The 22,681-nt window shown below is 70.3% G+C and carries 21 protein-coding genes; 7 read left to right on the forward strand and 14 right to left on the reverse strand.

The genetic code is table 11. The features are described from left to right. Positions 1-39: 39 nt before the first annotated feature. Genes JJ691_RS48010 through JJ691_RS48025 form a run of 4 tightly spaced genes read right to left on the reverse strand, consistent with a single transcriptional unit; the run spans position 40 to position 5,585 of the window. Positions 40-1,185, reverse strand: coding sequence for an NADH pyrophosphatase zinc ribbon domain-containing protein (locus tag JJ691_RS48010; protein WP_211766024.1), 1,146 nt, complete (start codon positions 1,183-1,185; stop codon positions 40-42). 4 nt (positions 1,186-1,189) lie between these two features. After that, on the reverse strand, positions 1,190-2,377 hold the full coding sequence (locus JJ691_RS48015) for an SPFH domain-containing protein (RefSeq protein ID WP_211766025.1): 1,188 nt from the start codon (positions 2,375-2,377) through the stop codon (positions 1,190-1,192). 55 nt (positions 2,378-2,432) lie between these two features. After that, on the reverse strand, positions 2,433-3,167 hold the full coding sequence (locus JJ691_RS48020) for an MgtC/SapB family protein (RefSeq protein WP_211766026.1): 735 nt from the start codon (positions 3,165-3,167) through the stop codon (positions 2,433-2,435). Positions 3,168-3,176: 9 nt separating this feature from the next. Beyond that, positions 3,177-5,585, reverse strand: coding sequence for an HAD-IC family P-type ATPase (locus JJ691_RS48025; protein WP_249227504.1), 2,409 nt, complete (start codon positions 5,583-5,585; stop codon positions 3,177-3,179). A 258-nt stretch (positions 5,586-5,843) separates the two neighbouring features. Between JJ691_RS48025 and JJ691_RS48030 the strand changes: the two genes are divergently transcribed. Continuing rightward, the gene (locus JJ691_RS48030) at positions 5,844-6,776 is read left to right on the forward strand and encodes a family 1 glycosylhydrolase (RefSeq protein WP_211766027.1); all 933 of its coding nucleotides are present in this window, start codon (positions 5,844-5,846) and stop codon (positions 6,774-6,776) included. Between the two features lie 51 nt (positions 6,777-6,827). Here JJ691_RS48030 and JJ691_RS48035 read toward each other — a convergent pair whose 3' ends face one another. The 7 genes from JJ691_RS48035 to JJ691_RS48065 form a co-directional block, all read right to left on the reverse strand. Continuing rightward, the gene (locus tag JJ691_RS48035; RefSeq protein ID WP_211766028.1) at positions 6,828-7,490 is read right to left on the reverse strand and encodes a DUF4232 domain-containing protein; all 663 of its coding nucleotides are present in this window, start codon (positions 7,488-7,490) and stop codon (positions 6,828-6,830) included. A gap of 241 nt (positions 7,491-7,731) precedes the next feature. Beyond that, a complete protein-coding gene (locus JJ691_RS48040) occupies positions 7,732-8,763 on the reverse strand; it encodes a LacI family DNA-binding transcriptional regulator (protein ID WP_442912571.1) in 1,032 nt (343 codons plus the stop codon). Positions 8,764-8,813: 50 nt separating this feature from the next. After that, positions 8,814-9,899, reverse strand: a complete 1,086-nt coding sequence (locus tag JJ691_RS48045) for a GNAT family N-acetyltransferase (protein ID WP_211766029.1) — start codon at positions 9,897-9,899, stop codon at positions 8,814-8,816. 52 nt (positions 9,900-9,951) lie between these two features. Next, positions 9,952-10,311, reverse strand: coding sequence for a hypothetical protein (locus tag JJ691_RS48050; RefSeq protein WP_211766030.1), 360 nt, complete (start codon positions 10,309-10,311; stop codon positions 9,952-9,954). Between the two features lie 113 nt (positions 10,312-10,424). Further along, positions 10,425-11,459 (reverse strand): ABC transporter substrate-binding protein, encoded by a 1,035-nt coding sequence (locus JJ691_RS48055; protein WP_211766031.1) that lies wholly within the window; start codon positions 11,457-11,459, stop codon positions 10,425-10,427. After that, positions 11,456-12,322: an ABC transporter permease gene (locus tag JJ691_RS48060; RefSeq protein WP_211766032.1), complete on the reverse strand. Its 867-nt coding sequence runs from the start codon at positions 12,320-12,322 to the stop codon at positions 11,456-11,458. Before JJ691_RS48060 ends, JJ691_RS48055 begins: the two co-directional genes overlap by 4 nt. Next, on the reverse strand, positions 12,294-13,136 hold the full coding sequence (locus tag JJ691_RS48065) for an ABC transporter ATP-binding protein (RefSeq protein ID WP_211766033.1): 843 nt from the start codon (positions 13,134-13,136) through the stop codon (positions 12,294-12,296). Before JJ691_RS48065 ends, JJ691_RS48060 begins: the two co-directional genes overlap by 29 nt. A 141-nt stretch (positions 13,137-13,277) precedes the next feature. Between JJ691_RS48065 and JJ691_RS48070 the strand changes: the two genes are divergently transcribed. The 4 genes from JJ691_RS48070 (at position 13,278) to JJ691_RS48085 (ending at position 17,432) form a co-directional block, all read left to right on the forward strand. Next, the gene (locus JJ691_RS48070; RefSeq protein WP_249227505.1) at positions 13,278-14,855 is read left to right on the forward strand and encodes a sensor histidine kinase; all 1,578 of its coding nucleotides are present in this window, start codon (positions 13,278-13,280) and stop codon (positions 14,853-14,855) included. Next, on the forward strand, positions 14,852-15,511 hold the full coding sequence (locus tag JJ691_RS48075) for a response regulator transcription factor (RefSeq protein WP_211766034.1): 660 nt from the start codon (positions 14,852-14,854) through the stop codon (positions 15,509-15,511). Before JJ691_RS48070 ends, JJ691_RS48075 begins: the two co-directional genes overlap by 4 nt. A gap of 232 nt (positions 15,512-15,743) precedes the next feature. Next, positions 15,744-16,565, forward strand: a complete 822-nt coding sequence (locus tag JJ691_RS48080; RefSeq protein WP_211766035.1) for a serine hydrolase domain-containing protein — start codon at positions 15,744-15,746, stop codon at positions 16,563-16,565. A 54-nt stretch (positions 16,566-16,619) separates the two neighbouring features. Next, the gene (locus JJ691_RS48085; protein ID WP_211766036.1) at positions 16,620-17,432 is read left to right on the forward strand and encodes a S1 family peptidase; all 813 of its coding nucleotides are present in this window, start codon (positions 16,620-16,622) and stop codon (positions 17,430-17,432) included. A gap of 66 nt (positions 17,433-17,498) precedes the next feature. On the opposite strand, the gene JJ691_RS48090 is transcribed toward JJ691_RS48085, so the two are convergent. From JJ691_RS48090 to JJ691_RS48100, 3 genes are all read right to left on the reverse strand, one after another. Further along, positions 17,499-17,945: an ANTAR domain-containing protein gene (locus JJ691_RS48090; protein WP_211766037.1), complete on the reverse strand. Its 447-nt coding sequence runs from the start codon at positions 17,943-17,945 to the stop codon at positions 17,499-17,501. A 219-nt stretch (positions 17,946-18,164) separates the two neighbouring features. Beyond that, the gene (locus JJ691_RS48095; RefSeq protein WP_211766038.1) at positions 18,165-19,430 is read right to left on the reverse strand and encodes a nitric oxide synthase oxygenase; all 1,266 of its coding nucleotides are present in this window, start codon (positions 19,428-19,430) and stop codon (positions 18,165-18,167) included. A gap of 254 nt (positions 19,431-19,684) precedes the next feature. After that, positions 19,685-20,266 carry a bifunctional DNA primase/polymerase gene (locus JJ691_RS48100; RefSeq protein ID WP_211766039.1) on the reverse strand — a complete coding sequence of 194 codons (582 nt, stop codon included), beginning with the start codon at positions 20,264-20,266 and terminating at the stop codon, positions 19,685-19,687. Positions 20,267-20,394: 128 nt separating this feature from the next. Here JJ691_RS48100 and yczR point away from each other — a divergent pair, with 128 nt between their 5' ends. Both yczR and JJ691_RS48110 read left to right on the forward strand, forming a co-directional pair. Further along, positions 20,395-21,819, forward strand: a complete 1,425-nt coding sequence (yczR, locus tag JJ691_RS48105; RefSeq protein WP_211766040.1) for an aminotransferase-like domain-containing protein — start codon at positions 20,395-20,397, stop codon at positions 21,817-21,819. 129 nt (positions 21,820-21,948) lie between these two features. Then, complete coding sequence (locus tag JJ691_RS48110) at positions 21,949-22,650, forward strand: hypothetical protein (protein ID WP_211766041.1); 702 nt, start codon at positions 21,949-21,951, stop codon at positions 22,648-22,650. Positions 22,651-22,681: the final 31 nt, after the last annotated feature.

Genomic DNA, 22,681 nt, shown 5'->3' on the forward strand with positions numbered 1-22,681 from the left:
TTCACAACATCAAGGGCTTGCGCGGGGACCTGCCCCGCGCTAATGATGGTGGGTTGTCGTCGGGCTGTGGACGGTGGTTGTGGTGCTGTGGCCGTGCAGCCAGAAGTAGGCGATCACGACCAGCACGAGGATGGCCACCAGCACCGCGAAGAAGATCTTCAGCTTGCTGTACGGGCGTTCGCCGTTGACCTCGCCGGTGCGGCCGTTGACCAGGATCTGCCAGGTCTTGCCGCCGTAGAGGTAGCAGGCGATCCAGATCGGCAGCAGCATCAGCTTGAAGGTGACGGCGGTGTAGTTGGTGTTGACGCCGTCGACCCGCTGCTCGTCGCCGCCGATGTCGCGCCGGCAGTCGTCGTGGATGACGCCGGCCATCCGCCGCTTGGCCTCGTCCAGGCCGGCCTCCGGCTCGACGTCGTAGCGCAGCGAGTTGAAGCCGGCCAGGTACTGCGGGGCGTACGGGGCGGCCTCGGGCAGCGGCCACGGCGCGATGGCGTCCACCTTGGCCGGCGGCACGTTGGCCGTGTTGGCCGGCACCAGCACGTCGTCGAAGAACCGGCTGACCTGACCGGAAACCGGGTACCAGCGGGTCTTCTGCACCTGCCGGGTCTCGGTCCTGCCGTCGCTGTTGGTGAACCGCTCGGTGACGTAGTAGTGCTCGCCGCGGGCCCCGGAGTAGCTGGAGTAGGTCTGCGAGTCGTAGGTCCAGTGCGGCACGTAGGTGCCACGGGTGGACTCCGCCTCGCTGACCTTCTTCAGCGCGTTCGGCGCGAACCAGCGGGAGTTGATCCACTTGCGCAGCGACTCGCGCACGCCGTTGCGGTCCAGCATGAACGGCAGCACGGCCTCGGGCACGATCTGCCCGCTGGCATTGGGATCCAGCACCAGCGGACTGCCGCAGAACTGGCACAGCGTGGCGGTGTCGTTGCTCTGGGTCTGCGCCGCGCAGCGCTGGCACACGTAGACGTAGGCGCCGAGCTGGGCGACCGGCTTGCGGGACAGCGTGCCGAGCTCGGCTAACGAGTGCTCCTGGATCTGCTTGTCGCCGTGGCTGATCTGCTGCTCGTACCCGCAGTACGGGCAGCGCATGGCGGTGGTGCCGGGCGCGAACTCGACGCGCGCGCCGCAGCCGCCACACGGAAAGGCGTTGGGGGACACCGTCCCGCCGGGCGTGAAGGGTCCGGTCACCGGGTCACCCCTGCGGGGGCAGCGGCGGCGGGGTGGCGCCGAACAGCGGCGTCAGCTCCGGCACCTGTGCGGCCGGCGTCCACTGCGCCATGCCCTGGTGCCACACCAGGGACTGCGGCGTCAGCACGCCCGCGGCGACCTGCTGCTGCAGCCCGTTCTGGTCGAACGGGCCGGCCTGCTGGCCGTTCGCCCCGATGTACCACTGGGTCTGCTGCGGCAGCGGCGGCGGCGCCATCGGCGGCGGGGCCTGCTGCTGGTACCCCGGCTGGGGGTAACCCTGCGGCGGAGTGCCGTAACCCGGCTGCTGCTGGGGGTAACCCTGCTGCGGATAGGGCTGCTGCTGCTGGAACTGCTGCCCGACCCGCTGGCCCAGCGCCATGCCCAGGCCGACGCCCAGGCCCTCGCCCGCGCCGCCCGGGTTGTTGGCGGCGTCCTGGATCGCGTTGGCCGCCTGGAACTGGGTGTACTGGTTCAGGTCGCCGACGATGCCCATCTGGGTGCGCTTGTCCAGCGCGGCCTCGACCTCGGGCGGCAGCGAGATGTTCTCGATGACGAACTTGGGGATCGCGATGCCGACCGAGGCCAGCTCCTGGCTCAGCGCCTGGGCCAGCCGGTCGCCGATCGAGCCCTGCTGGGTGGCCAGGTCCAGCATCGGCACGCCGGAGGTGGCCAGCGCGGTGCCCAGCCGGCCGACGATGATCTGGCGGAGGTACTCGGAGACCTCCTCGGTGCGGAACTGCGGGTCGGTGCCGGCCAGCTCGCGCAGCAGGGCCGGCGGGTCGATGACCCGGATGGAGAACGCGCCGAAGGCGCGCAGCCGCACCATGCCGAACTCGGGGTCGCGCAGGATGACCGGGTTCTGCGTGCCCCACTTGAGGTCGGTGAACTGCCGGGTGTTGACGAAGTAGACCTCGGCCTTGAACGGCGAGTTGAAGCCGTACTTCCAGCCCTTGAGCGTCGACAGGATCGGCATGTTCTGCGTCTGCAGCGTGTACATGCCGGGCGGGAACGCGTCGGCGATCTGGCCCTCGTTGACGAACACCGCCGCCTGCGACTCGCGCACCGTCAGCTTCGCGTTCATCTTGATCTCGTTGTCGTAGCGGGGGAACCGCCAGACAATGGTGTCCCGACTGTCGTCGGTCCACTCGATGATGTCGATGAACTCGCCCTTGATCTTATCGATCAGTCCCACAGGTACCCCCGTCTCGAGGCCGGCCCCCGCCGACGCGTGACCCTACCAATGCGGCTCAGTCGTCGTCCCGGGAAGCACCGTTACGGGTGGCCCGGGCCGTCCAGCGGACGCTGGTCACCTGGGGCTCCATGCTCAGCCGGGACACCGCCGACTCCATCTGCTTGTCGTCGCGGTTGTCGGTGAGCAGGTCGGCGCGCACCTCCACGTAGCCCTCGACCGAGCTGTTCTTGCTGGACACGGACTGGAGCTGGAACGAGGTGCCGGTCATGGACTGCACCAGCAGCGCCCGGATGTGCGCCTCGGCGTCGTCCTTGGTGACGGCCATGAAGGTGTACGCCGTGGTGGTCTCCTCGCCCGAGGCCGGCCGGCGGTCCACCACCCGGCCCACCCAGCGCAGCGCCACGTTGGCCACCAGCACCACCGCCGTGCCGGCCACCGCCGGCTCGAACAGCCCGGCCCCGGCCAGCGCGCCGACCGCGGCCGAGCACCACAGCGTGGCCGCGGTGTTCAGGCCGCGCACGTTCAGGCCATCCCGCATGATCACGCCGGCGCCGAGGAAGCCGATGCCGGACACGATCTGCGCGGCGACCCGGGTCGGGTCGGCGCTGGCGTGCCCGGGCACGGCGTCGAAGCCGTACCCGGACAGCAGCACGAACAGGGTCGCGCCCGCGGCGACCAGCGCGTTGGTCCGCAGGCCGGCCATCCGGGCCCGGTACTGCCGCTCGAAGCCGATCGCCGAGCCGAGTCCGACGCCCGCCAGCAGGCGCAGGGCCATGTCAAGGGTGTTCACGAGAATTCCTCACAGCCAGGTGGCGAACTTGCGGACATAGCGGGACTTCACGGCCTGCACCAGCGCGCAGTAGCCGACGAGGACGGCGGCCAGCCACGGGAAGTAGCCGGTGGGCAGCGCCACCAGGCCGAACAGCCCGGTGAACGGCAGCGCCAGGCCGATCGCCGCCACGACGGCGGTCGCGGCCAGCACCGGCAGGCTGGCCCGGGAGCGCAGTCGCTGCGTGCGGATCACGTGCACGATCAGCAGCTGGGACAGCAAACCCTCGACGAACCATCCCGTCTGGAAGGTCGCGGGATCGAAGTGGCCCATCGCGGCGAACAGGGCGAGGTCGAACACGGAACTGAGCGGGCCGACCAACAGCATGAACCGGGCGAGGTCGCCGCCGGCCCACTTGCGAGGGGAGCTCACCTGCTCACGATCCACGCCATCCCACGGGATCGCCAGTTGAGCAATGTCATACATCAGGTTCTGGACGAGCAGTTGGACCGGCAGCATCGGCAGGAACGGCAGCAGCACGGCCGCCGCCAGCACACTGAGCACGTTGCCGAAGTTGGAGCTGGCGGTCAGCTTCACGTACTTCATCGTGTTGGCGAAGGTGCGGCGGCCGGCCAGCACGCCGCCGGCCAGCACGGTGAGGTCCTTGCGCAGCAGGATCACCTCGGCGGTGTCCCGCGCGACCGGCAGCGCGCCGCCGACCGAGATGGCCAGGTCGGCCTCGCGCAGCGCGGCCGCGTCGTTCACGCCGTCGCCGAGGAAACCGACCGTGTGGCCGGCTTCCCGCAACTCCCGGACGATCTCGGCCTTGCGGGCCGGCGTGGCGCGGGCGTGCACGGTGGCGTCCGGAATGCCGATGTCCCGGCACACCTTGCCGGCCACCCGCTCGTTGTCGCCGGTGACGACGACGATCTCGATGCCCAGCTCGCGCAGCTGCTTGACGGCCTGGGCCGCCGACTCTTTCGGCGGGTCCTGGAAGAAGAGGTGGCCCACCAGGTCAGCGCCGTCCTCGTCGGCCAGCTGGTAGATATGCCGGGCGTCAACCTCCTTGCACCACACGCCGAGCACCCTTGTGCCGTTCGCCGCCTCGTCGTGTTCGACCGCGCCCTTGGTCACCAGCAGGTGCCGGCCCTCGGTGTCGCGGACGACCACCGACATGCGCCGGCGCTCGTGGTCGAACGGCAGCTCGTCGACCAGCCGCCAGCCAGCCTCGAGGATGAGCCGGTGGTCCGGCTCGACGGCGTCGATCACCGCGCGGTCGAACGGGTTGCGCAGTCCGGTCTGCAGCGCGGCGTTGACGTAGGCCAGTTCGAGCGTGCGGTTGTCGGTGTGGTCGGCCAGCACGATCCGGTCGTCGGTGAGCGTGCCGGTCTTGTCCACGCAGAGCACGTCCAGCTGCCCGAACTCGTGCACGGCCCGCAGCCGCTTCACGATCACCTGCTGCCTGGCCAGGTCGCTCGCGCCCTTGGCCAGGTTGGCGGCGACGATCACCGGCAGCATCTCCGGCGTCAGGCCCACGGCCACCGAGACCGCCAGCAGCGCCGCCTCCGTCCAGTCGCCGTGGGTGAGGCCGCTGACCAGCAGCACGATCGGCGCCAGCACCAGCGTGAACCGGATCAGCGTCCAGCTCACCGAGCGCATCCCGGCGTCGGTGTCACGGTCGTGGTCGGTGAGGCGGCTGGCGATGGCGCCCAGGTAGGTGCACCGGCCGGTGCCGACCACCACCGCCGTCGCCGAACCGCCGACCACCGTGGAACCGAGGAAACAGAACACCGGCGAGTCGAGCACATTGCCGGCGATCCGGTCGGTCGTCACGGTCTTGCGCACCGGCAGCGACTCCCCGGACAGCGTCGCCTGCTCGACCACGAGGTTGTTGGCGGTGAGCAGCCGGCAGTCGGCCGGCACCAGGTCACCGGCCTTGAGGTGTACGACGTCGCCGGGCACCAGCTCTTCGACCGGCACCTCGGCGGTGACCGCGCCGAGCGCCGCGGCCGCCGGCTCGGTGAACCGGCGCGGCGAGCCGGTTCCGCGCTTGGCCACGACCGCCGTCGTCGCGACCAGGTCCCGCAAGCGCTTGGCGGCCCGGTCCGAGCGGTACTCCTGGGTGATCCGGAGCAGGACGCTGACCAGGACCATCACGCCGACCGTGACGGCGCCCGCGTAGTTGGCCGTGAGCGCCAGCACCAGGTCCAGGCCCAGCAGCAGGCCGACGAACGGGCTGCGCAGGCCGCGCAGCAGCCGCGCCGTCCAGTGCGGGCTCCGGCCCGCGACCTCGTTGCGGCCGTGCCGGGCCAGCCGGGCATTGCGTTCGAGGGTGGTCAGGCCGGCCGGGCTGGCGCCGAGGTGGCGGATCAGCATCGCGGCGTCCATCGCGGACAGTTCGGTGAGCGTGGCGGCGACGGCCTGCGTCGTCCTGGTCATGACGGGACTCCCAGCGCGCGTGGGTGAAGGCCCCGCGGTGCGCTGGCTGGGGATCAGACAGACGGGTACCGGGCGGCCGTGGGACAGCTGCTACTACTTCCGTCGCTACTCACCACGACCACCTCCTCTCGTCACCGTCGGTCATGGTACCGGCTCGGTTGCGACTAGCTGCGGAAACTTGTCAACGCCTTGACAGTGAGCGCTGTCACGGTCAAGGTGAGAGCGCTCTCACCGCTCGCTGTCGAGGGAGGACGGACGATGGGCAGAAGCCGGACGGTCGCCGCCACCGCCGACGGCTGCTGGGACACCTTCGCCGGCTTCGGCCGGCCGGCCTACCGCTTCCCGGTGGCCTGGGCCGGTGTCCAGCCCGACGGACGCGGCCCCGTGCCGCGGGCGTGCCTCGCCTACTACGACCGGCTCGTGGACCGGTTGCTGGACAAGGGCGTCACCCCGATCGTCACCCTCTACCAGTGGGACCTGCCGCAGGCCCTCGACGAGGCCGGCGGCTGGGCCGACCGCGACACCGCCCTGCGCTTCGGCGAGTACACCGCCGCCGTGCACGACGCCCTCGGCGACCGGGTCCGGCTGTGGACCACCCTCGACGAGCCCTCCCGCGCCGCCTTCCTCGGCTTCCCCCACGACCCCGTCGGCGCGCTGCGCTCCGCCCACCACCTCCTGCTCGGGCATGGCCTCGCGGTCTCAGAGATTCGCGACCGAGCCCCCGAGCAGGAGGTTTCCATCGTGCTGAACCTCACCACCGTGCTCGTCGACCGGGACGACCACGCGCACACCACCGCCTTCCGCAAGGTCGACGGCCTGCGCAACCGCTTCTTCCTCGACCCCCTCTTCGGCCGTGGCTACCCCGCCGACGTCCTCGCCGACACCGCGTGGCTCGGCCCCTGGGACTCCGTGGTCCTTGACGGCGACCTGGACGTCATCGCCGAACCCGTCAACTGGTACGGCGTCACCTGTTACGGGCCCACCCGCGTCGTTCCCGCCGAGGACGCCCTCGGCGTCACCGGCGGCGGCCACCCCGGCCTGCGTGGCGTTCGCCTGCTCGCCACCCAGTTCTCCGACGGCACTGACGAGGCCTTCGCCGAGCTCATGCTCCGTCTCGGCATCGACTATCCGGAATTGCCTTTGATGGTCACCGAGAACACCCAGCGCCATCCGGCCGCCATCGCCGTGTAGAAAAACGTCGAATGCCGTGGGAACCCCCGATTCCCACGGCATTCGACGTCGTTACCTGCCGGCGTGGGCCGGGCCGATGTAGGTGCCCGGGTGGGTGGCGGCGTCCTGCTTGACCAGGTCGAGGCTGTCGGCCCACGGGATGGTCTGCGTGTTGGTGCCGTTGGGCGGCGTGATCGACACCGTGGAGACGTGCCAGCCCTTGCCGCCGTCGTCACTGCCGGCCGTGAGGTAGGTGAGGTCGGCGATGGCGAACTCGCCCGGGGCGAGCAGCACCGGGGTGATGGGGTCGCCGGTGCGGACCAGGTCCCAGGTGGTGCCGTCCGCCCCGTTCAGCCGGACACCCGGGAAGCCCTGCACCGTGCAGGCCGTGCTGCCCTGGTTGATCAGCTTGATCGGGAGCTTCCACTGCGAGCCGCCGTTGGTCACGTCCGGCGACACGTCCGACACCTTCATGTTCGCGCACGCCGGGTGGCCGCCCGAGCCGCCCGAGCCCTGCCCGTTGGTCACCGGCGTGCCCTTGGTGTCCGTGCCCTGCGTTGCCCCGCCGCTGGTATTCGTGCCCTGGGCCGCCGCGCTGCTGCTGGTCGTGGCCCCCGGCGACGCCGGCGTGACGGTGAGCGTCCCGTTCGCCGAGCACGCCCCCATCGCGCCCATCACGGCCACCGCCGCAACCGCCGTCGCGCCCCGCCGGATCACCTTCGCGTTGATGTTCACAATCCGCCCCTCGAAACAAGTGCTCGTGTATTTGCCGGCGTGTTTGCCTAGTTGCACATAAAGATGTGCGAGACCAGCAAAGGATGCCTTCATGTGATCCGAGTCACCGTCAAGCAACGTCGCTATAGGATGCTATCGAAGAATACTTTCCCCAGGTGGCCTGCTCGCATGTCAAACCGGCTGCCCGTTTTTACGGCCGTTCAAAGGCCGTGAAGGCAGCCGCTTTGCCCGTCGAGATCACTCAGGCCGAGTGGCGGTGCACGAGCTCCACGGGGAGGAGTTGGTGGCGCTGGCGGGGTTCTTCGCCGCGGATGAGGGCGAAGAGGCGGTCGACCATGGACTGGACCTGGCGGCCGATGTCCTGGCGGACGGAGGTGAGCGGCGGGTCGGTGTGGGGGGCGACGGACTCGTCGTCGTCGAAGCCGACGACGGCGACGTCCTGGGGCACGCGTTTGCCGGCGGCGCGCAGGGCGGTCATGGCGCCGGCGGCCATCAGGTCGTTGGCGGCGAATACGCCGTCGAGGTCGGGGACCCGGGCCAACAGCGCGGTCATGGCGCGTTCGCCGCCCTCACGGGAGAAGAAGCCGCACTCGGTGATCTGGGCCAGCTGGGAATCGGACGCGGCGCCGGTGGCGGCGCGGAAGCCGGCGAGGCGGTCGGTGGCGGCGAGCTCGTCGGTGGGGCCGGTGACGCTGACGACCTGCCGGCAGCCCCGTTCCATGAGGTACCGGGTGGCCATGGCGGCGCCGTTCTCGTTGTCGTTGTCGACGGTGTGCAGCCCGCGCAGGCTGCCCCACGGCCGGCCGCCGAAGACGATGGGCAGCGGGAGCTTGCGCACCGACAGGGGCAGCGGGTCGTCCTGGTGCGGGGTGAACAGCAGGGCCCCGTCGACGTGCCCGCCGGCCAGGAAGCGCTGGGCCCGCAGCTGGTCCTCGGGCGTGTGCACGAGCACGAGCACCATCTGCGAGTCCCGCGCGCCCAGGGCCATGGCGGAGTACTTGACCAGGCCGGCGAAGTGGGGGTCGTTGAATATCTTGGGCTGGGGCTCGGAGATGAGCACGGCGACGGCCCCGGTGCGCCGGGTGACGAGGGTGCGCGCGGCCTGGTTGGGCTGGTAGCCGAGTTCGAGCACCGCGGAGTTGACCGACTCCAGCGCGGCCGGGCTCACCTTCGGCGAGCCGTTGAGCACCCGGGACGCGGTCGCCCGGGACACCCCGGCGCGGGCCGCGACGTCCTCCAGGGTCGGCCGGTCGTTGGGACGGTGCACGACCACGTCTGCTCCTCACGAGCCGCTCTCGCACGAGGCGGCTTTCGGCAAGGAGCTTAACGCTTGAAGTCATTCGTGGAAGCGCTCACACGCGCAACTGAACCGGTTCGGATCGCGGAAACGGCCACTCTGAGCAACCCGTCCTCCACACGCTGTCGTGTGCTCAGACCGGCCCGCGCGGCCGTTCGGGTGAGCGCGTCCTCGGCCGGAAGGCACCACCCGACAAGCTCTTCGTAGCCGGCGCCGCGGGCGACGGAAGCCAGATGGGACAACAGGGCCGTGCCGACGCCGCGCCGCTGCCAATCATCCTCGACGAGCAGGGACACCTCGGCCAGCCCGGGGGTCGACATCCCGATCAGCTGTCCGACGGCGACGACCTCGCTGCCGGCCATGGCCAGCACGGTGATGCCGCGCGGCGGGCTCAGCAGGCGGTGCAGCCAGCGTCGCGGCACGGTCCGCACGCCGGCGTGGTAGCGGGTGAACAGGGTTCGCATCGAACAGCGCTTGTGCAGCGCGGCAACGTCGTCGGCGTCGGCGGGACGGCCGACGCGCAGCACCAGACCGGCGCCGTCGGTGGTCAGCACGGCCTGGGGCTCGCTGACCTCACGTCCGGCCGAGCCCAGCACTTCCAGCAACGCGAACGCCCGCGCCAGCTCGGTGTCGGTGAACGGTGCCCACGCTCTGCGTACGAGAAGCGTGCTGCCACCCGGAAGGTTGACCACGAACTGGTGACCGTCGAGCGCGGAAACGCCCCAGCCGGTCATCTGCGGCCCTGGGGTCACCGGAGTGACGGAATCCGCGCCCAGCACGGAACGCAGCGACGCCGCCAGCTCGGACGGCTCGGCCAGCGCCCGGCCGACGGCCCGCAGCGCGGCGGCCCGCTCGTCGACGAGGTCGTGCATCGAGGCGGCGGCGATCGACACCTCCCGACCGCCCTCGGCCTCCAGCAGAGCCACGAGATCAGCCGGCCGCAACCGATCCGGCGCGGTGACCACGAGCTCGTCGACCACGCCGTCCGGCACCGGCAGCACCGTGAGCGCGAGCACATTGCAGTACTGGTCGGCCAGTCGCACGGTCAACCGGGCCAGCACGCCCGGGCTGTCGGCCAGCCGAACCCGTAGTCGCCAAGTGGAAGTGCCCATGTGACCCAGCGTGCCGGCCCGCTGTTTCCGACCGGTTTCCGCCGCGTGAGGCTCAGTGGCCGCAGAGGAACCAGCACGTGGTCGTGGTGGTCGGCGGCGGCGCGGGCTGGGTCGTCTGCACCGGCGGCTGGGTGGCCTTCGTTGTCGTGGGCGTGTTCCTGGTGGTGGTCTGCTGTGGGTGGCTGTCCACCTGCTGCGTCGCCGTGGTGGTGCTGGTCGCCGTGGTCGTCGGCGTTACCGTGACGACCACGGTGGACACCTGGGTGCTCACCGTGGTCGGCAGGGACGAGACCGCGGGCGGCGGAGTCGCCGCGTTCGCGTCGAGCTCGTGCAGATAGGCGCCGAGTAACACACCGACGATGGCCGAGGCACCGACCGCGACGGCCGACGAAGCCATCAACGCGCGTACCACCGATCCTCCTTGCACCCCAGGGTTGAGCCGACTGTGCCCCGAGCGGAGTTACCGCTTGGTACGTCACGACCCTCAATAAGCTAGTCGGCCGGTCAAGCCCTGGGCTGTAGGGATCAGGGCTTAACCTGGTCCACGAACTCCGTGGTGTACGTCTCAGTCAGCCGGACGCTGTCCTTCTTGCCCTTGACGTTGGGGGAGAACTGACTCAGCACGGTGAGCACGTTCGCGGCACCGTCCGCCGGCATCCTGCCATCCGCGTTGAACATCGACTTCGTGTCCCCGATCGCCTTCTCGTACAGGGACTTGTCGCTGCCGGCGTAGTCGGCCGGCATCTTGGCGGCGATCTCCGCGCCGGAGTGCGTGGAGATGAATTGCAGGGTCTTGACCAGGGCGTTGGCCAGCTTCTGCACGACCGGTTTGTGCGCGTTGACGTAGTCGCACGACATGTACAGCGAACTGGCCGGGTACAGCCCGCCCAGCGCCGCCTTCGTGCCGGCCTCGGTGCGCATGTCCAGCAGCACCTTGCCCTTGCCGGTGGCGGTGAGCTGGGCCACCGTCGGGTCGGTGGTCATGCCGGCGTCAATTTGGCCGTTTTCCAGCGAGGCGACAAAAGTCGACCCGGCCCCGGCCTTCACCTCCGAGAAGTCGGTGCCGGCCTTGAGCCCGTGCTGCTGGGCCAGGTACTGGGTGAGGAAGTCGGTGGACGAGCCGAGGTCGGTCACGCCCAGCTTGCGGCCCTTGAAGTCGGCCGCCGACTTGATCGTGCCGGCCTGGGCGGGCGACACCATCTCGACCTCGCCGGGAATGTTGGCCAGCTGCACCACCGATGTCAGGCACTTGCCCTTGGTCTGCAGGTCGATGGTGTGGTCGTAGAAGCCGACCACGCCCTGCACGTCGCCGGAGATCAGGGAGTTCTCCGCGTTCACGCCGGCCTGCTGGGTGGCCAGGTCGACGGTGAGGCCCTGCTCCTTGAAGTAGCCGAGCTGGTCAGCCAGCTTGGCCGGCAGGTAGATCACCTTGTCGATGCCGCCAACCATGATCCGCAGGTGGTCGGAGGCGGCGGAGTCGGTGCGCGAGTCGCGGCAGGCGGCCAGGCTGAGCACGGTCGCCGCGGCGATGACCAGCGTGACAGGGGTACGCAGGTTCATATCTGGGCTCCTTGCTCGTGCGCCGCGGTCGGCCGCCACTTGAGCAGCCGCTTCTCCAGCGCGGTGAGGATCGCCTCGGCCAGCAGGGCCAGCACGGTGATGACGATCATGCCGGCGTAGATGCCGGGGGTGTCGAAGTTGCCCTGGGAGCGGGCGATCAGCAGGCCGAGGCCGGTCTCCGAGCCGACGACCTCACCGACCACGGCGCCGATCAGGGCGAAGCCGAAGGCGGAGTGCAGGGAGGCCAGGATCCAGGAGGTGGCGCTGGGCAGCACGATGGTCATCAGCACCTGGAACCTGCTCGCGCCCAGCACCCGGGCGTTGTTGATCAGGTTGCGGTCCACCTCGCGGGCGCCCTGGAAGGCGTTGAAGAACACGGCGAAGAACACCAGGATGAACGCCGTCGCGATCTTGGACTGCATGCCGAGGCCGAACCAGATCACGAACAGCGACGCCAGCACGATGCGGGGCACGGCGTTGACCGCCTTGATGAACGGCGCGCAGATGTCCGACAGCAGCGGGCTGCGGCCCAGCAGCACGCCGAGCACGATGCCGGCCGCCGCGCCGATCAGGAAGCCGATCACGGCCTCCTCCATGGTGGCGGCGATGTTCGTCCAGATCGAGCCCTGGCTGGTGCCGACGGTGAACCAGTCCACCAGCTTGAGCCACACCTGGCTGGGCTTGGAGTAGAAGAACGGGTCGATCCAGTAGGTGGCGGCGATTTCCCAGCTGGCCAGCCAGGCCACCACCAGCGCGGCCCGGATCGACCACACCTTGAGCTTGCGGTTACGCCGTGCGCTGGCGGCGCTGGCGAGCTCTCGCGCCGGCACGGTCTCAGCTGGCAACGACACTGCTGCGCTCACGGGCCTTGTCCACCTCTTCCCGCAACGATTCCCAGATCTCCCGGTACACGGACTGGAACTCCGGCGTCATCCGGATCTCCTCGACCAGCCGCGGCCGCGGCAGCTTCACCTCGAAGGCGGCCTTCACGGTCGCCGGGCTGGCGGTCATCACGATCACCTTGTCCGCCAAGGCAATGGCCTCGTCGAGGTCGTGGGTGACGAAGATGACCGAAGACCTGCTGGCAGGGTCGAGAATTGATCCAGTGGCGTTGGAGCCGGACCACAGGCGCAGCAGTTCGTCCTGCATCAGGGCCCGGGTCTGCACGTCCAGCGCGCTGAACGGCTCGTCCATCAGCAGGATCGACGGCTCGTTCACGAGGGTCGCGGCCAGCGCCACGCGCTTGCGCATGCCCCCGGACAGCTGGTGCGGGTAGTAGCCCGCGAACTTGCCCAGGCCGACCTTGTCCACCCAGACCCGGGCCAGTTCCCGGGCCGTGGCCTTGGAGGCGCCGCGGTAGCGCGGGCCGGCGGCCACGTTGTCCAGCACGGACCGCCACGGCTGCACGGCGTCGTTCTGGAACATGTAGCCGATGCCCTCGGGAATGCCCAGCACCGGCTCGCCGCGGACCAGCGCGACGCCGCTGGAGGGCGGTTCGAGGCCGGAGACCAGGGACAGCGTGGTGGACTTGCCGCAGCCGGTGGGGCCGACCACGGCCACGAACTCACCGGGCTGCACGGACAGGGTCAGTTCCCGGACGGCGGTGTGCACACCGCCGGTCGCGCCGCGAAACCGTTTGGTCGCCGCGCGTAACTCGATGACGGGTCCGGTCGTCATTGGCCAGCTCCTTCTCTGTTGCGGCAGGACGGTAAGTGGCCGCCGTCACCGTGCGAACCCTTGTCGCGCTTGTTCGCCCATCGCGCGTTTCCCGTGTTTCGCACGTTCTGCTCACGGGGGTTCGCGGCGTAGGGTCCGCGCATGGCGCCGCCCCGGATGCGGTTCGCCCGGCAGGTGCTGCTGCTTCAGATCGGCGTGGTCGTGCTGGTCGTCGGAGTGGGGTTCGCCCTGGTCGGGTGGCTGCTGTACAACAACTTGACCAAGCTGTACGAGCAGCGGGCGCTGTCCGTGGCCCAGTCGGTCGCGGCCAACCCGGACATCGGCGACGCGGTCGCCGCGGCCGATTCCAGCGGCCTGGTGGAGATTCGCGCCGAGGCGGTGCGGATCCGCACCGGGGCGCTGTTCGTCGTGGTCACCGACCGTAAGGGCATTCGCTACGCGCACCCCAACCCGGACGAGGTGGGGGAGTTGGTCAGCACCGACTTCACTCAAGTCGTGGCCGGCGCTGAGGTCGCCAACATGGACGAGGGCACGCTGGGCTACTCGGCCCGGGGCAAGGTCCCGCTGCGCGACCACACCGGGGCCATCGTCGGCGAGGTGAGCGTCGGCTTCGACGCCAGCACCATCTGGGACGCTTTGCTGAGAGCGCTGGGGTGGTGTGTGCTCGGGCTGATCGGCGCGTTGGCGTTGGGCGTGGCGGGTTCGGCGCTGTTGAATCGGTTGCTGAAGCGGCGAACCCTGGGTCTGGAACCGCATGAGCTGTCGGAGTTGGTGCAGCAGCGGGAAGCCGTGCTGCACGGCATCGGCGAGGGCGTGCTGGCCGTGGATCCGGCCGGCCGGGTGTCGGTCTGCAACGACGAGGCGGCCCGTCTCCTTGGCAGCGCGCCGTCTCCGGGCACGCCGATGTCCACTTTGGAGCTGCCGGCCCGTATCGGCGAGGCGGTTTCGGACGGCGCGGCGGTGGACAACCTCATCGCCGTGGCCGGTGATCGGGTGTTGGTGGCGACGTGTCGCCCGGTGCGGCGGGACGACATCGACCTGGGCACGGTGCTGACCATCAGGGACCGGACCGACCTGGAGACCCTGACCCGGGAGCTGGATTCCGTGCACCGGCTCACGGATGCCCTGCGGGCGCAGCAACACGAGTTCGCCAACCGGCTGCACACCCTGTCCGGGCTGTTGCAGACCGGCCACCACAACGAGGCAGTCGACTATCTCCAGGCACTGTCGGACACGCCGGTGGTGCCGCTGGGCCCGAGTGGCGTGCCCGATCCGTACTTGCAGGCCTTCGTGTCGGCGAAGAGTGTTGCGGCGGCGGAGAAGGGGGTGACGCTGGAGGTCGGGGAGGCCAGCTGGGTGCCGACCAAGGTGATCGCCCCGCTGGAGGTCACGACCGTGCTGGGCAACCTGGTGGACAACGCCGTGGAGGCGGCCCGGCTGGGTGCGCGCCGGCCCGCCCGGGTCGAGATCGACCTCGTCGCCGACGGGACGACCCTGCACGTCTCGGTGGCCGACAGCGGCGACGGCGTGCCGGAACGCCTGCGTGACATGGTGTTTCTCGAAGGAGTATCCACAAAGGATGACCCGGGCCATGGTCTTGGCCTGGCCCTGACCCGACAGGCCGCCCGCGCGCTGGGCGGCGATGTGCGGCTGACCAACCCGGGCGGCCCCGACCACGGCGCTGTGTTCGCCGCGACCCTGCCGGAGGTGCTGGCGTGATCCGTGTTCTGGTTGTGGAGGACGATTTCCGGGTCGCCCAGGTGCATGCCGCGTTCACCGAGCGGGTCACCGGCTTCACGGTCGTCGGCTCGGCCCGCACCGCCGCCGAGGCGTTGAGCCTGATCGCCGACCTGAGACCGGATCTGGTGCTGCTGGACACCTACCTTCCGGACCGCTCGGGTCTGGAGCTGCTGGCCGAGATCTCGGTCGACACGATCATGCTGACCGCCGTCTCCGACGCGGCCTCGGTCCGCGCCGCTTTTGCCGCCGGGGCCCTGAACTATCTGGTCAAGCCGTTCACCGCCGAGCAGCTAGGGGAGCGCCTGACCGCGTACTCCCGCTTCCACAACCAGTTGTCGCCGGCCGGCCGCGCCCTCACCCAGGAAGACATCGACCGCGCGGCGCGGACCCTGCACGACGGCGACCACCCGCACGCCCCGAAGGGCCAGTCGCCGGTGACCGCCAAGCTCGTGTCCGACGCCCTGCGCACCGCCGACGGCCCTTGCTCGGCCGCCGAGATCGCCGCCGGCCTGGGCATCGCCCGCGCCACCGCCCAGCGCTATCTGGCCGCCCTGGCCCAGGAGGGCGCCGCGGTCATGAGCCTGCGCTACGGCCTGACCGGCCGTCCCGAGCACCAGTACGAGTGGCGGTGCTGAGTCTTTGGCGCCGCCTTCGGCGTCGCGGCTCGGCCCCCGGGTAGCCGATGCCTCGCCCTTGCCGGATTTCGCCCGCCGCATCCGGCTACCCGGTGGGGCGCGTCGGGTGCGGCGGGCGAAATCCGCCAACCAGGCGAAACACCGGCGGGGCCTCGCACTCTCCTGTGTTGGCGGTGCTCGAAATCCGGCGTGTGGGCGAAGCACTCCGTCTTCGGCCAGTAGTCTCCGGGTCGTGAAGTCGCTGTCGATGATCGACACCTGGTCGGCCGAGCACGCGGCGGTCGCCGTTGTCGACGCCGGCGGCACGGTGCTGGGCACGTACGGGCCGACGGACCACGTCTTCCCACTGGCCTCGGTGACCAAGCCGCTGGTCGCGTACGCGGCGCTGATCGCCGTGGAGGAGGGGGCGGTCGAGCTGGACCAGCCGGCCGGCCCGCCCGGCGCGACCATCCGCCACCTGCTGGCCCACACCTCGGGCCTGGCCTTCGACGACCACCAGACGGTCGCCGCCCCGGGCACCCGCCGGGTCTACTCCAGCGCCGGCTTCGAAGTGCTCGCCGACACCGTCCAGGCGGCCAGCGGCATCCCGTTTCCCCAGTACCTCAAGGAAGCCGTCTTCGAGCCGTTGGGCATGGGCACGGCGGCGCTGACCGGCTCGGCCGGCGCCGGCGCGCGGGCCAGCTGCGCGGACCTGGTCCGGTTCGCGACCGAACTGCAGAACCCGACGCTGGTCGCCCGCGAGACGTTGGCCGAGGCGACCAGCGTCGCCTTCCCCGGGCTCGACGGCGTGCTCCCCGGATTCGGCAACCAGCGGCCCAACGACTGGGGCCTCGGGTTCGAGATCCGCTCGCGCAAGTGCCCGCACTGGACCGGGGACGGCAACTCCCCGGCCACCTACGGCCATTTCGGCGCGGCCGGCACCTTCCTCTGGGTGGATCCGGACCACCGGTTGGCCGCGGTCGCGCTCACCGACCGCCCGTTCGACCAGTGGGCCACCGAGGTGTGGCCGCCGTTCAACGACGCGATCCTGGCGGAAACCTCCGATCGACGGTAGCGAGGTTCGCTCAGCGCACGCTGAAGTGGAGTTCCCTGCGAGAGAGGAACTCCCATGCTCAAGTACCTCGCCGCCGTCGCGATAGTGGCGACGACCCTGCTGCCGACCACCGCGCAGGCAGCGCCGAACGCGGTCGACTTCACGGGCACGGTGAAACTCAGCAACTGCTCCGGCTCGGTGGTGAAGCCGCCGTCGGCCAGCGTCAACGACAAGGCGCTGGTGCTGTCCAACGGCCACTGCTACGAGGGCGGCTTCCTCGACCCGGGCGAGGTCCTGGTCAACCAGTCGTCCACGCGCACCTTCAGCCTGCTGTCGGCCAACGGCCAGAGCACCGTGGCCACGCTGCGGGCCAGCAAGCTGGCCTACGCCACCATGACCGACACCGACATCACGCTGTACCAGCTGACCAGCACGTACGCCCAGATCCAGTCCCAGTACGGGATCAAGGCGCTGACGCTGTCCGACACCCACCCCACGCAGGGCGCGTCGATCCGGGTGGTCTCCGGCTACTGGAAGAAGATCTACTCCTGCAACATCGACGGCTTCGTGCACGAGCTGCACGAGAGCGACTGGGTGTGGCAGGACTCGGTGCGCTACACCGAGCCCGGCTGCCAGGTCATCGGCGGCACCTCCGGCTCGCCGGTGATCGACGCGTCCACCGGCGCGGTGGTCGCGGTGAACAACACCATCAACGAGAGCGGCGAGCGCTGCACCCTGGACAACCCGTGTGAGGTCGACGCCAACGGCAACGTCACCGTGCACCAGAACGTCGGCTACGCCGAGGAGACGTACCTGATCAACACCTGCGTCGACACCGGCAACACGATCAACCTGAACAAGGCGGGCTGCGCACTCCCCAAGCCGTAATTCTGCCGCGCGTGCCGCGCGGGGCGAGTTCGCTCTAGAGCCGGTCTCTGGCGTTGAAGGCCCGGATCAGTTATCGGTTTTCACGGCCAGCAGGCGCTCGCACAGGCGTCTGCTGGCCGTCACCATGTCGTCCCGGCGACGTTCCCACTCCGGCGTGCCCTCGGCGGCCACCAGGTCGCGGTGGGCCTGCACGAGTAACCCGGTGGCGTCCAGCAGCTCCTGGCCCTGTCCGGCCCCGACCAGCGCGGCCGCCCGGCGGGGCCCCAGGTCCGCGGCCAGGTCCACCACCTGCCGGGCCAGCGTGTGCAGTTTGACGTTGTACTGCTGGGAAAGGTCCACCAGCAGCCGGAAACCCCGCTGCGGCGCGTGTTCCCCGACGGCCGCGAGCAGCCCGGTCGCCTGCGCGATCACGGTCCTGGTGCGCAGCGCCCGGCGCAGCCCGCCGAGCTCGTTCTCCAGCTCGGTGATGCGGGCCCGCAGTCGGTCGGATTCGGATGGCGGCGCGACGGTCACGCCCGCCCCGCTGTCGGTCTGTTCGCCCCAGCAGGAATTGACGCCCCAGCAGGAATTGACACTGTCAGCACCTCTCGCCGTCGTCTGCACAGCGCGAGGACACCAAACGGCCGCCAGCGAGCAAGCCCGGACGCGTTTCCGCGCCTCGCGTGGAGCTTGCGGCTGGTTTCTCAACCGCGATGACGATCACGGTAGTGACTTCGACGGCCGGAACACAACTCAGGGCACGGGGACCGGGGTGCGGCGGGTGAACCAGTTCAGCCGGCGGATCCGGGGCAGCTTCTTCGGCTCGGCGGCCACCGGCTCGGGGAAGGCCCGGGGCGCGCCGGTGGTGCCGCGCCGGCTGGCGTCGTCGTCGAGCACGAACTCGGGGCGCAACTGGTCGGTGTCGTAGTAGCGGTGGAACACCGGGGTGAGCGCGCCGGACATCGGCGGCACGATCCAGCTCCAGTCGGCCGGGCACCTGCGGCCGGCGTCCTCCTCCTTGCGCAGGTGGGTGAGGAAGCGGGCGGACTCGGTGTGGTGGTCGGTGATCGTCACCTCGGCCCGGGTGAACGAGTGCAGCACCGCCCGGTTCAGCTCGACCAGCGCCCGGTCCCGCCACAGCGTCTGGTCGTGCGAGGTGTCCAGCCCGAGCCGCTCGGCGACCGGGCCGATCAGGTCGTAGCGGTCCTCGTCGGCCAGGTTGCGGGCGCCGATCTCGGTGCCCATGTACCAGCCGTTGAACGGCGCGGCCGGATAGGAGACGCCGCCGATGGACAGCCGCATGTTGCTGATCGCCGGCACCGCGTGCCAGCGCAGGCCCAGGCCGGCGAACCAGTTGTGCTCGGGGTGGCTGAGCTCCACCTCGTGGATCACCGCCTGCGGCAGCTCGTGCAGCGTGACGCCATCCTCCGCGGTCTCCACCACCAGCGGCAGCACGTCGAACCGGCCCTTCGCGGCCGGCGGCTGCCAGCCGAGCCGGATCACCTCCTCGGTGAACTCCTGGTACCGCGGGTCGCCGATGACGGCCCCGGTCTCGGCGTCCCAGTAGCCGGCGTACCGGATCAGCTGCTCGTTCCAGATCCGCGGCGCCGGCTTGGTCGGCGTCTCCGGCGCGAAAATCGTGACGGTGGGCCGGATCCGGCCGCCGTTGGTGGCCGAACGCAGGTGCTCGACGCACTGCGCGGCCACGGTGCGCGCGTCGCGGACCTTGCGCATGTCCCGCACCCGCAGGCTCTGCCAGTACAGCCGGCCGATGCAGCGGGCGCTGTTGCGCCAGGCCACCCGCGCGCCGAACGCCAGTTCGCCCTCGGTGTGCCGGTAGGTGCCCGTCTCGTCGATCTCGGCCAGCACCTGGGCCAGCCGTGGCTCGACCGGACCGGTCTTGGGGTGCTCGCCGTGGAACAGGCGGAGGAACTCCTCGGCCTGCGCCCTGACGTCGCCCGCCGGCGCCGGCTCGGGGGCGTGGCCGTGGGTGACGGGGCATCCGGTGGGGGCGGTCATGGCGAGTGAACCTACGTCCCGGTCACGGTCGAAAAGCACCGCCAGAACGGTTACCAATTCGATGCCACCACATCATTCGATCGGGGGTTCAGTCACGGCAAGTGCGCGGCGTCGGCGTCACGATTGGGGAACTTGAGCACCGAATCGTGTAGTTGACAGATGGTGTCGCTCACTGAATGCGTAAGGATTCTCTCGCTCTGGAGTTGCGAGGCCGCGCCGGTCACGAGCGGCTGAGCCCCGCGCGGAACGCGCGGCTAAGACACCGCGTCCAACGCCTTCAGCATGTCCTCGTGCGCGAGTACGGCCCACTCCGCTTGTTCCGGCGGCAGCGCCCAGACCATCGGCCCGCGTCTGGTCGGCGTCGGCGGCGCGGGGACCCAGCCGCCCTCGCCGCGGATGCGCGCGTTCACCGCGGCCAGCCGGTCGTCGACCGGAAGTCCGGGACCGACCCAGAACAGCCGCACGCCGCGTTCGCGCCACACCGCGACCGGTGTCGGGGTGCCGTGCTCGACCAGTGCGCCCTGCACGCGAATCGCGGTTGGCTCGGGAATCTCAACCACGTCGAAGACCGTGCCCGTGGGCAGCGCGACGGCGAAGGAGAACAGCCGATACCAGCTGGCCACGACGTCGGGGTCGGTGCTGGCGCGGCCCTGCCAGAGCCGCCACACCGGATGCGGACCGTCCTCGACGCAGTCCGCTTGCACACAGGCGTATCGTTTGCCATCGAAAAAAGCGGCCGGCACAACCGGCCATCCATGTGCCGCGTAGCCCAACGCGGCCTGCCTGAGGGTCCGTTGCAGTCCGGGATCGGCCGGCCGCAGCCGGGACCCGCTCACGACCCGGTCTCGGCGGGACCGGTGTACTCCATGATCATCTCCTCCGGCGCAGCGATACGGTCATGGTCAAGACTCGCCCGATTGTCGCCGCCTGGGTGAGTCCAATTCGGTGAAAGTGGACGACGTTCGTGGACAACCCCAGAATCGGCGAGGCCGCGTTGGCCCGGCTGCTTGACGGCTGGTGCACCGACGCCCGCGAGTCGCTGCACCGGCAGCTCGCCACCGCGCTGACCGCGCTGATCTCCTCCGGCGAACTGCCGCCGGGCACGCTGCTGCCGTCCGAACGGGCGCTGGCAAGCACACTCGCGGTCAGCCGCGGCACTCTGGTCACGGCGTACACGACGCTGCGCTCGCTCGGTTTACTGGATTCACGGCAGGGCAGCGGAACCCGCGTGCGCGGTGTGTCCCAGCCCCGGCTGCCCGGTTCCGCCACCCGGCTCAATCCGTTGAGCGGCACGGCGGACAGCTCCGTCGTCGATCTGTCCAGCGCGGCCCTGCCCGGCCAGGACTGGGTCGCCGAAGTGGTCGGCTCGGTCAGCCCGGCCGATCTGCGGCTCTGGGTTCGGGGTCACGGCTACCATCCCGCCGGCCTGCCCGCGCTGCGCGCCGCGCTGGCCCGGCACTGCACCGAGGACGGCCTGATTTCCGCGCCGGATCAGGTGCTGGTGACCAGTGGCTCGCAGCAGGCGCTGCAACTGATCGCCACGGCGATGCTCGCGCCCGGCGACGAGGTGCTGGTGGAGGATCCCACCAACTGGGGCGCGCTCGACGCGTTTCGGGACCGGGGCGCCCGGTTGCGCACGATCCCGCTGCGCGAGGACGGCGTGGACGTCGACGTGCTGGTGCGGCTGCTGCGTAGTCGCCGGCCGCGCCTGCTCTACTTGGTTCCGACCGTCCACAATCCCGTGGGGGTGACCGTTCGCCCGGCGGCGGCCAAGCTGATCGCCGCCGCGGTGGCCGAGACCGGTGTCGCCCTGGTCGAGGATCTGTCCTCTGTGGACACGATGTTCGCCGGCCCGCCGCCGGCCTCGATCGCCGCGCTCGCGCCGGACGCCCCGGTGCTGACCATCGGCTCGCTGTCCAAGCTCTTCTGGGGCGGCATCCGGGTCGGCTGGATCCGGTCCACTGTGGACTTCGTGAAGCAGCTGGCCACCTACCGCTCGTCGGCCGACATGGGCAGCTCCGTGCCGAGCCAGCTGGCCGCCCTGCGGCTGCTGGACTACGTGCCCCGAGCCCGTCGGGCCCGGGCCAGCCAGCTGCGCGCCGGCTATGAGTGGACGTCGGAACTGCTGGCCCGGCACCTGCCCGACTGGACGTGGGTGGAGCCGGACGGCGGCCCGTCGCTGTGGGTGCGGCTGCCCGAGGGCAACGCGCTGGCCATGGCCGAGGCCGCCCGCCGCGGCGGCGTGCTGATCACGCCGGGCTCGGTGTTCTCGGCCACCGACGGGCAGCTGGACCGGGTCCGGGTGTCCTTCGCCGCCGGCCCGGACACCGTGCTGGAGGGCGTGCAGCGGCTGGCCTCGGTGTGGCGGGGGAGAAGACGGCTCCGCTAATTCCGGTTCGTTCAGGGAATTACCCCCAAAAAAAATCTTGGGAACCGGATGCAACCGCCGCCCGGCGGGGGCGTCTTCTCGGTGTACGCGACACCACGGGGAATTAACCGCACAGCAGGGGGAATGGTCATGTTCAAGCGCGCTCTCATCGCCGCTCCCATTATCGGAATGGGTGTCGCCGCGCTGGCGGCATGCTCGCCCGCCACCACGCCGGTCGCGGCCACGAACACGTCCGCGCCGGTGCTGTCCACCACCGCCTCCAGCGCGCCCGCGCCGACCACGACCAGCGGCACGCCGGCCCCCAAGGCCACCCCGGCCGCCGACACCAGCGGTGGCTGCAAGGTCAACCCGGCCAACGCCGCGGTGCCGACCGCCGACCCGTACGAGTGGGTGCCGAAGGCCGACCAGGTGCAGGTGAGCATGAGCCCCGCGCCCGGCTCGGTGCGGGTCGGCGGCGCGCCGGTCGAGGTGGACGTGACCGTGTGCAACAACTCGCCGGTCGCCTACCCGAACATCGGCTTCGTGTTCGCGCTGGACCACTGCTCCTGCGCGCCGAATCCGCTGAAGATGGCCAAGGGCACCGTGCAGACCTCCGTCCACGGCCAGTGGGTCGACGTGCCCAACGCGCTGGTCGGCGGCGGCATGGACTACCTGCACGTGTACACCGGCCAGCAGCCGCTGCCCAAGGGCAAGGTCGTGACCGAGCGGTTCCGGTTCACCTACGACCAGTCGATGACCAGTGGCAACGGTGGCGTGATCGGTGCGGTCGTGACGCCGGACGGTCCGCACGTGCTGGGTCAGACCACCATTTCCTACACCGTCAACCACTGAGCCCCGTCGATCCGGCCGGCCGACGCTATGT

Origin of the sequence: Kutzneria sp. CA-103260 (assembly GCF_018263855.1) — a bacterium.
Classification (GTDB): domain Bacteria; phylum Actinomycetota; class Actinomycetes; order Mycobacteriales; family Pseudonocardiaceae; genus Kutzneria.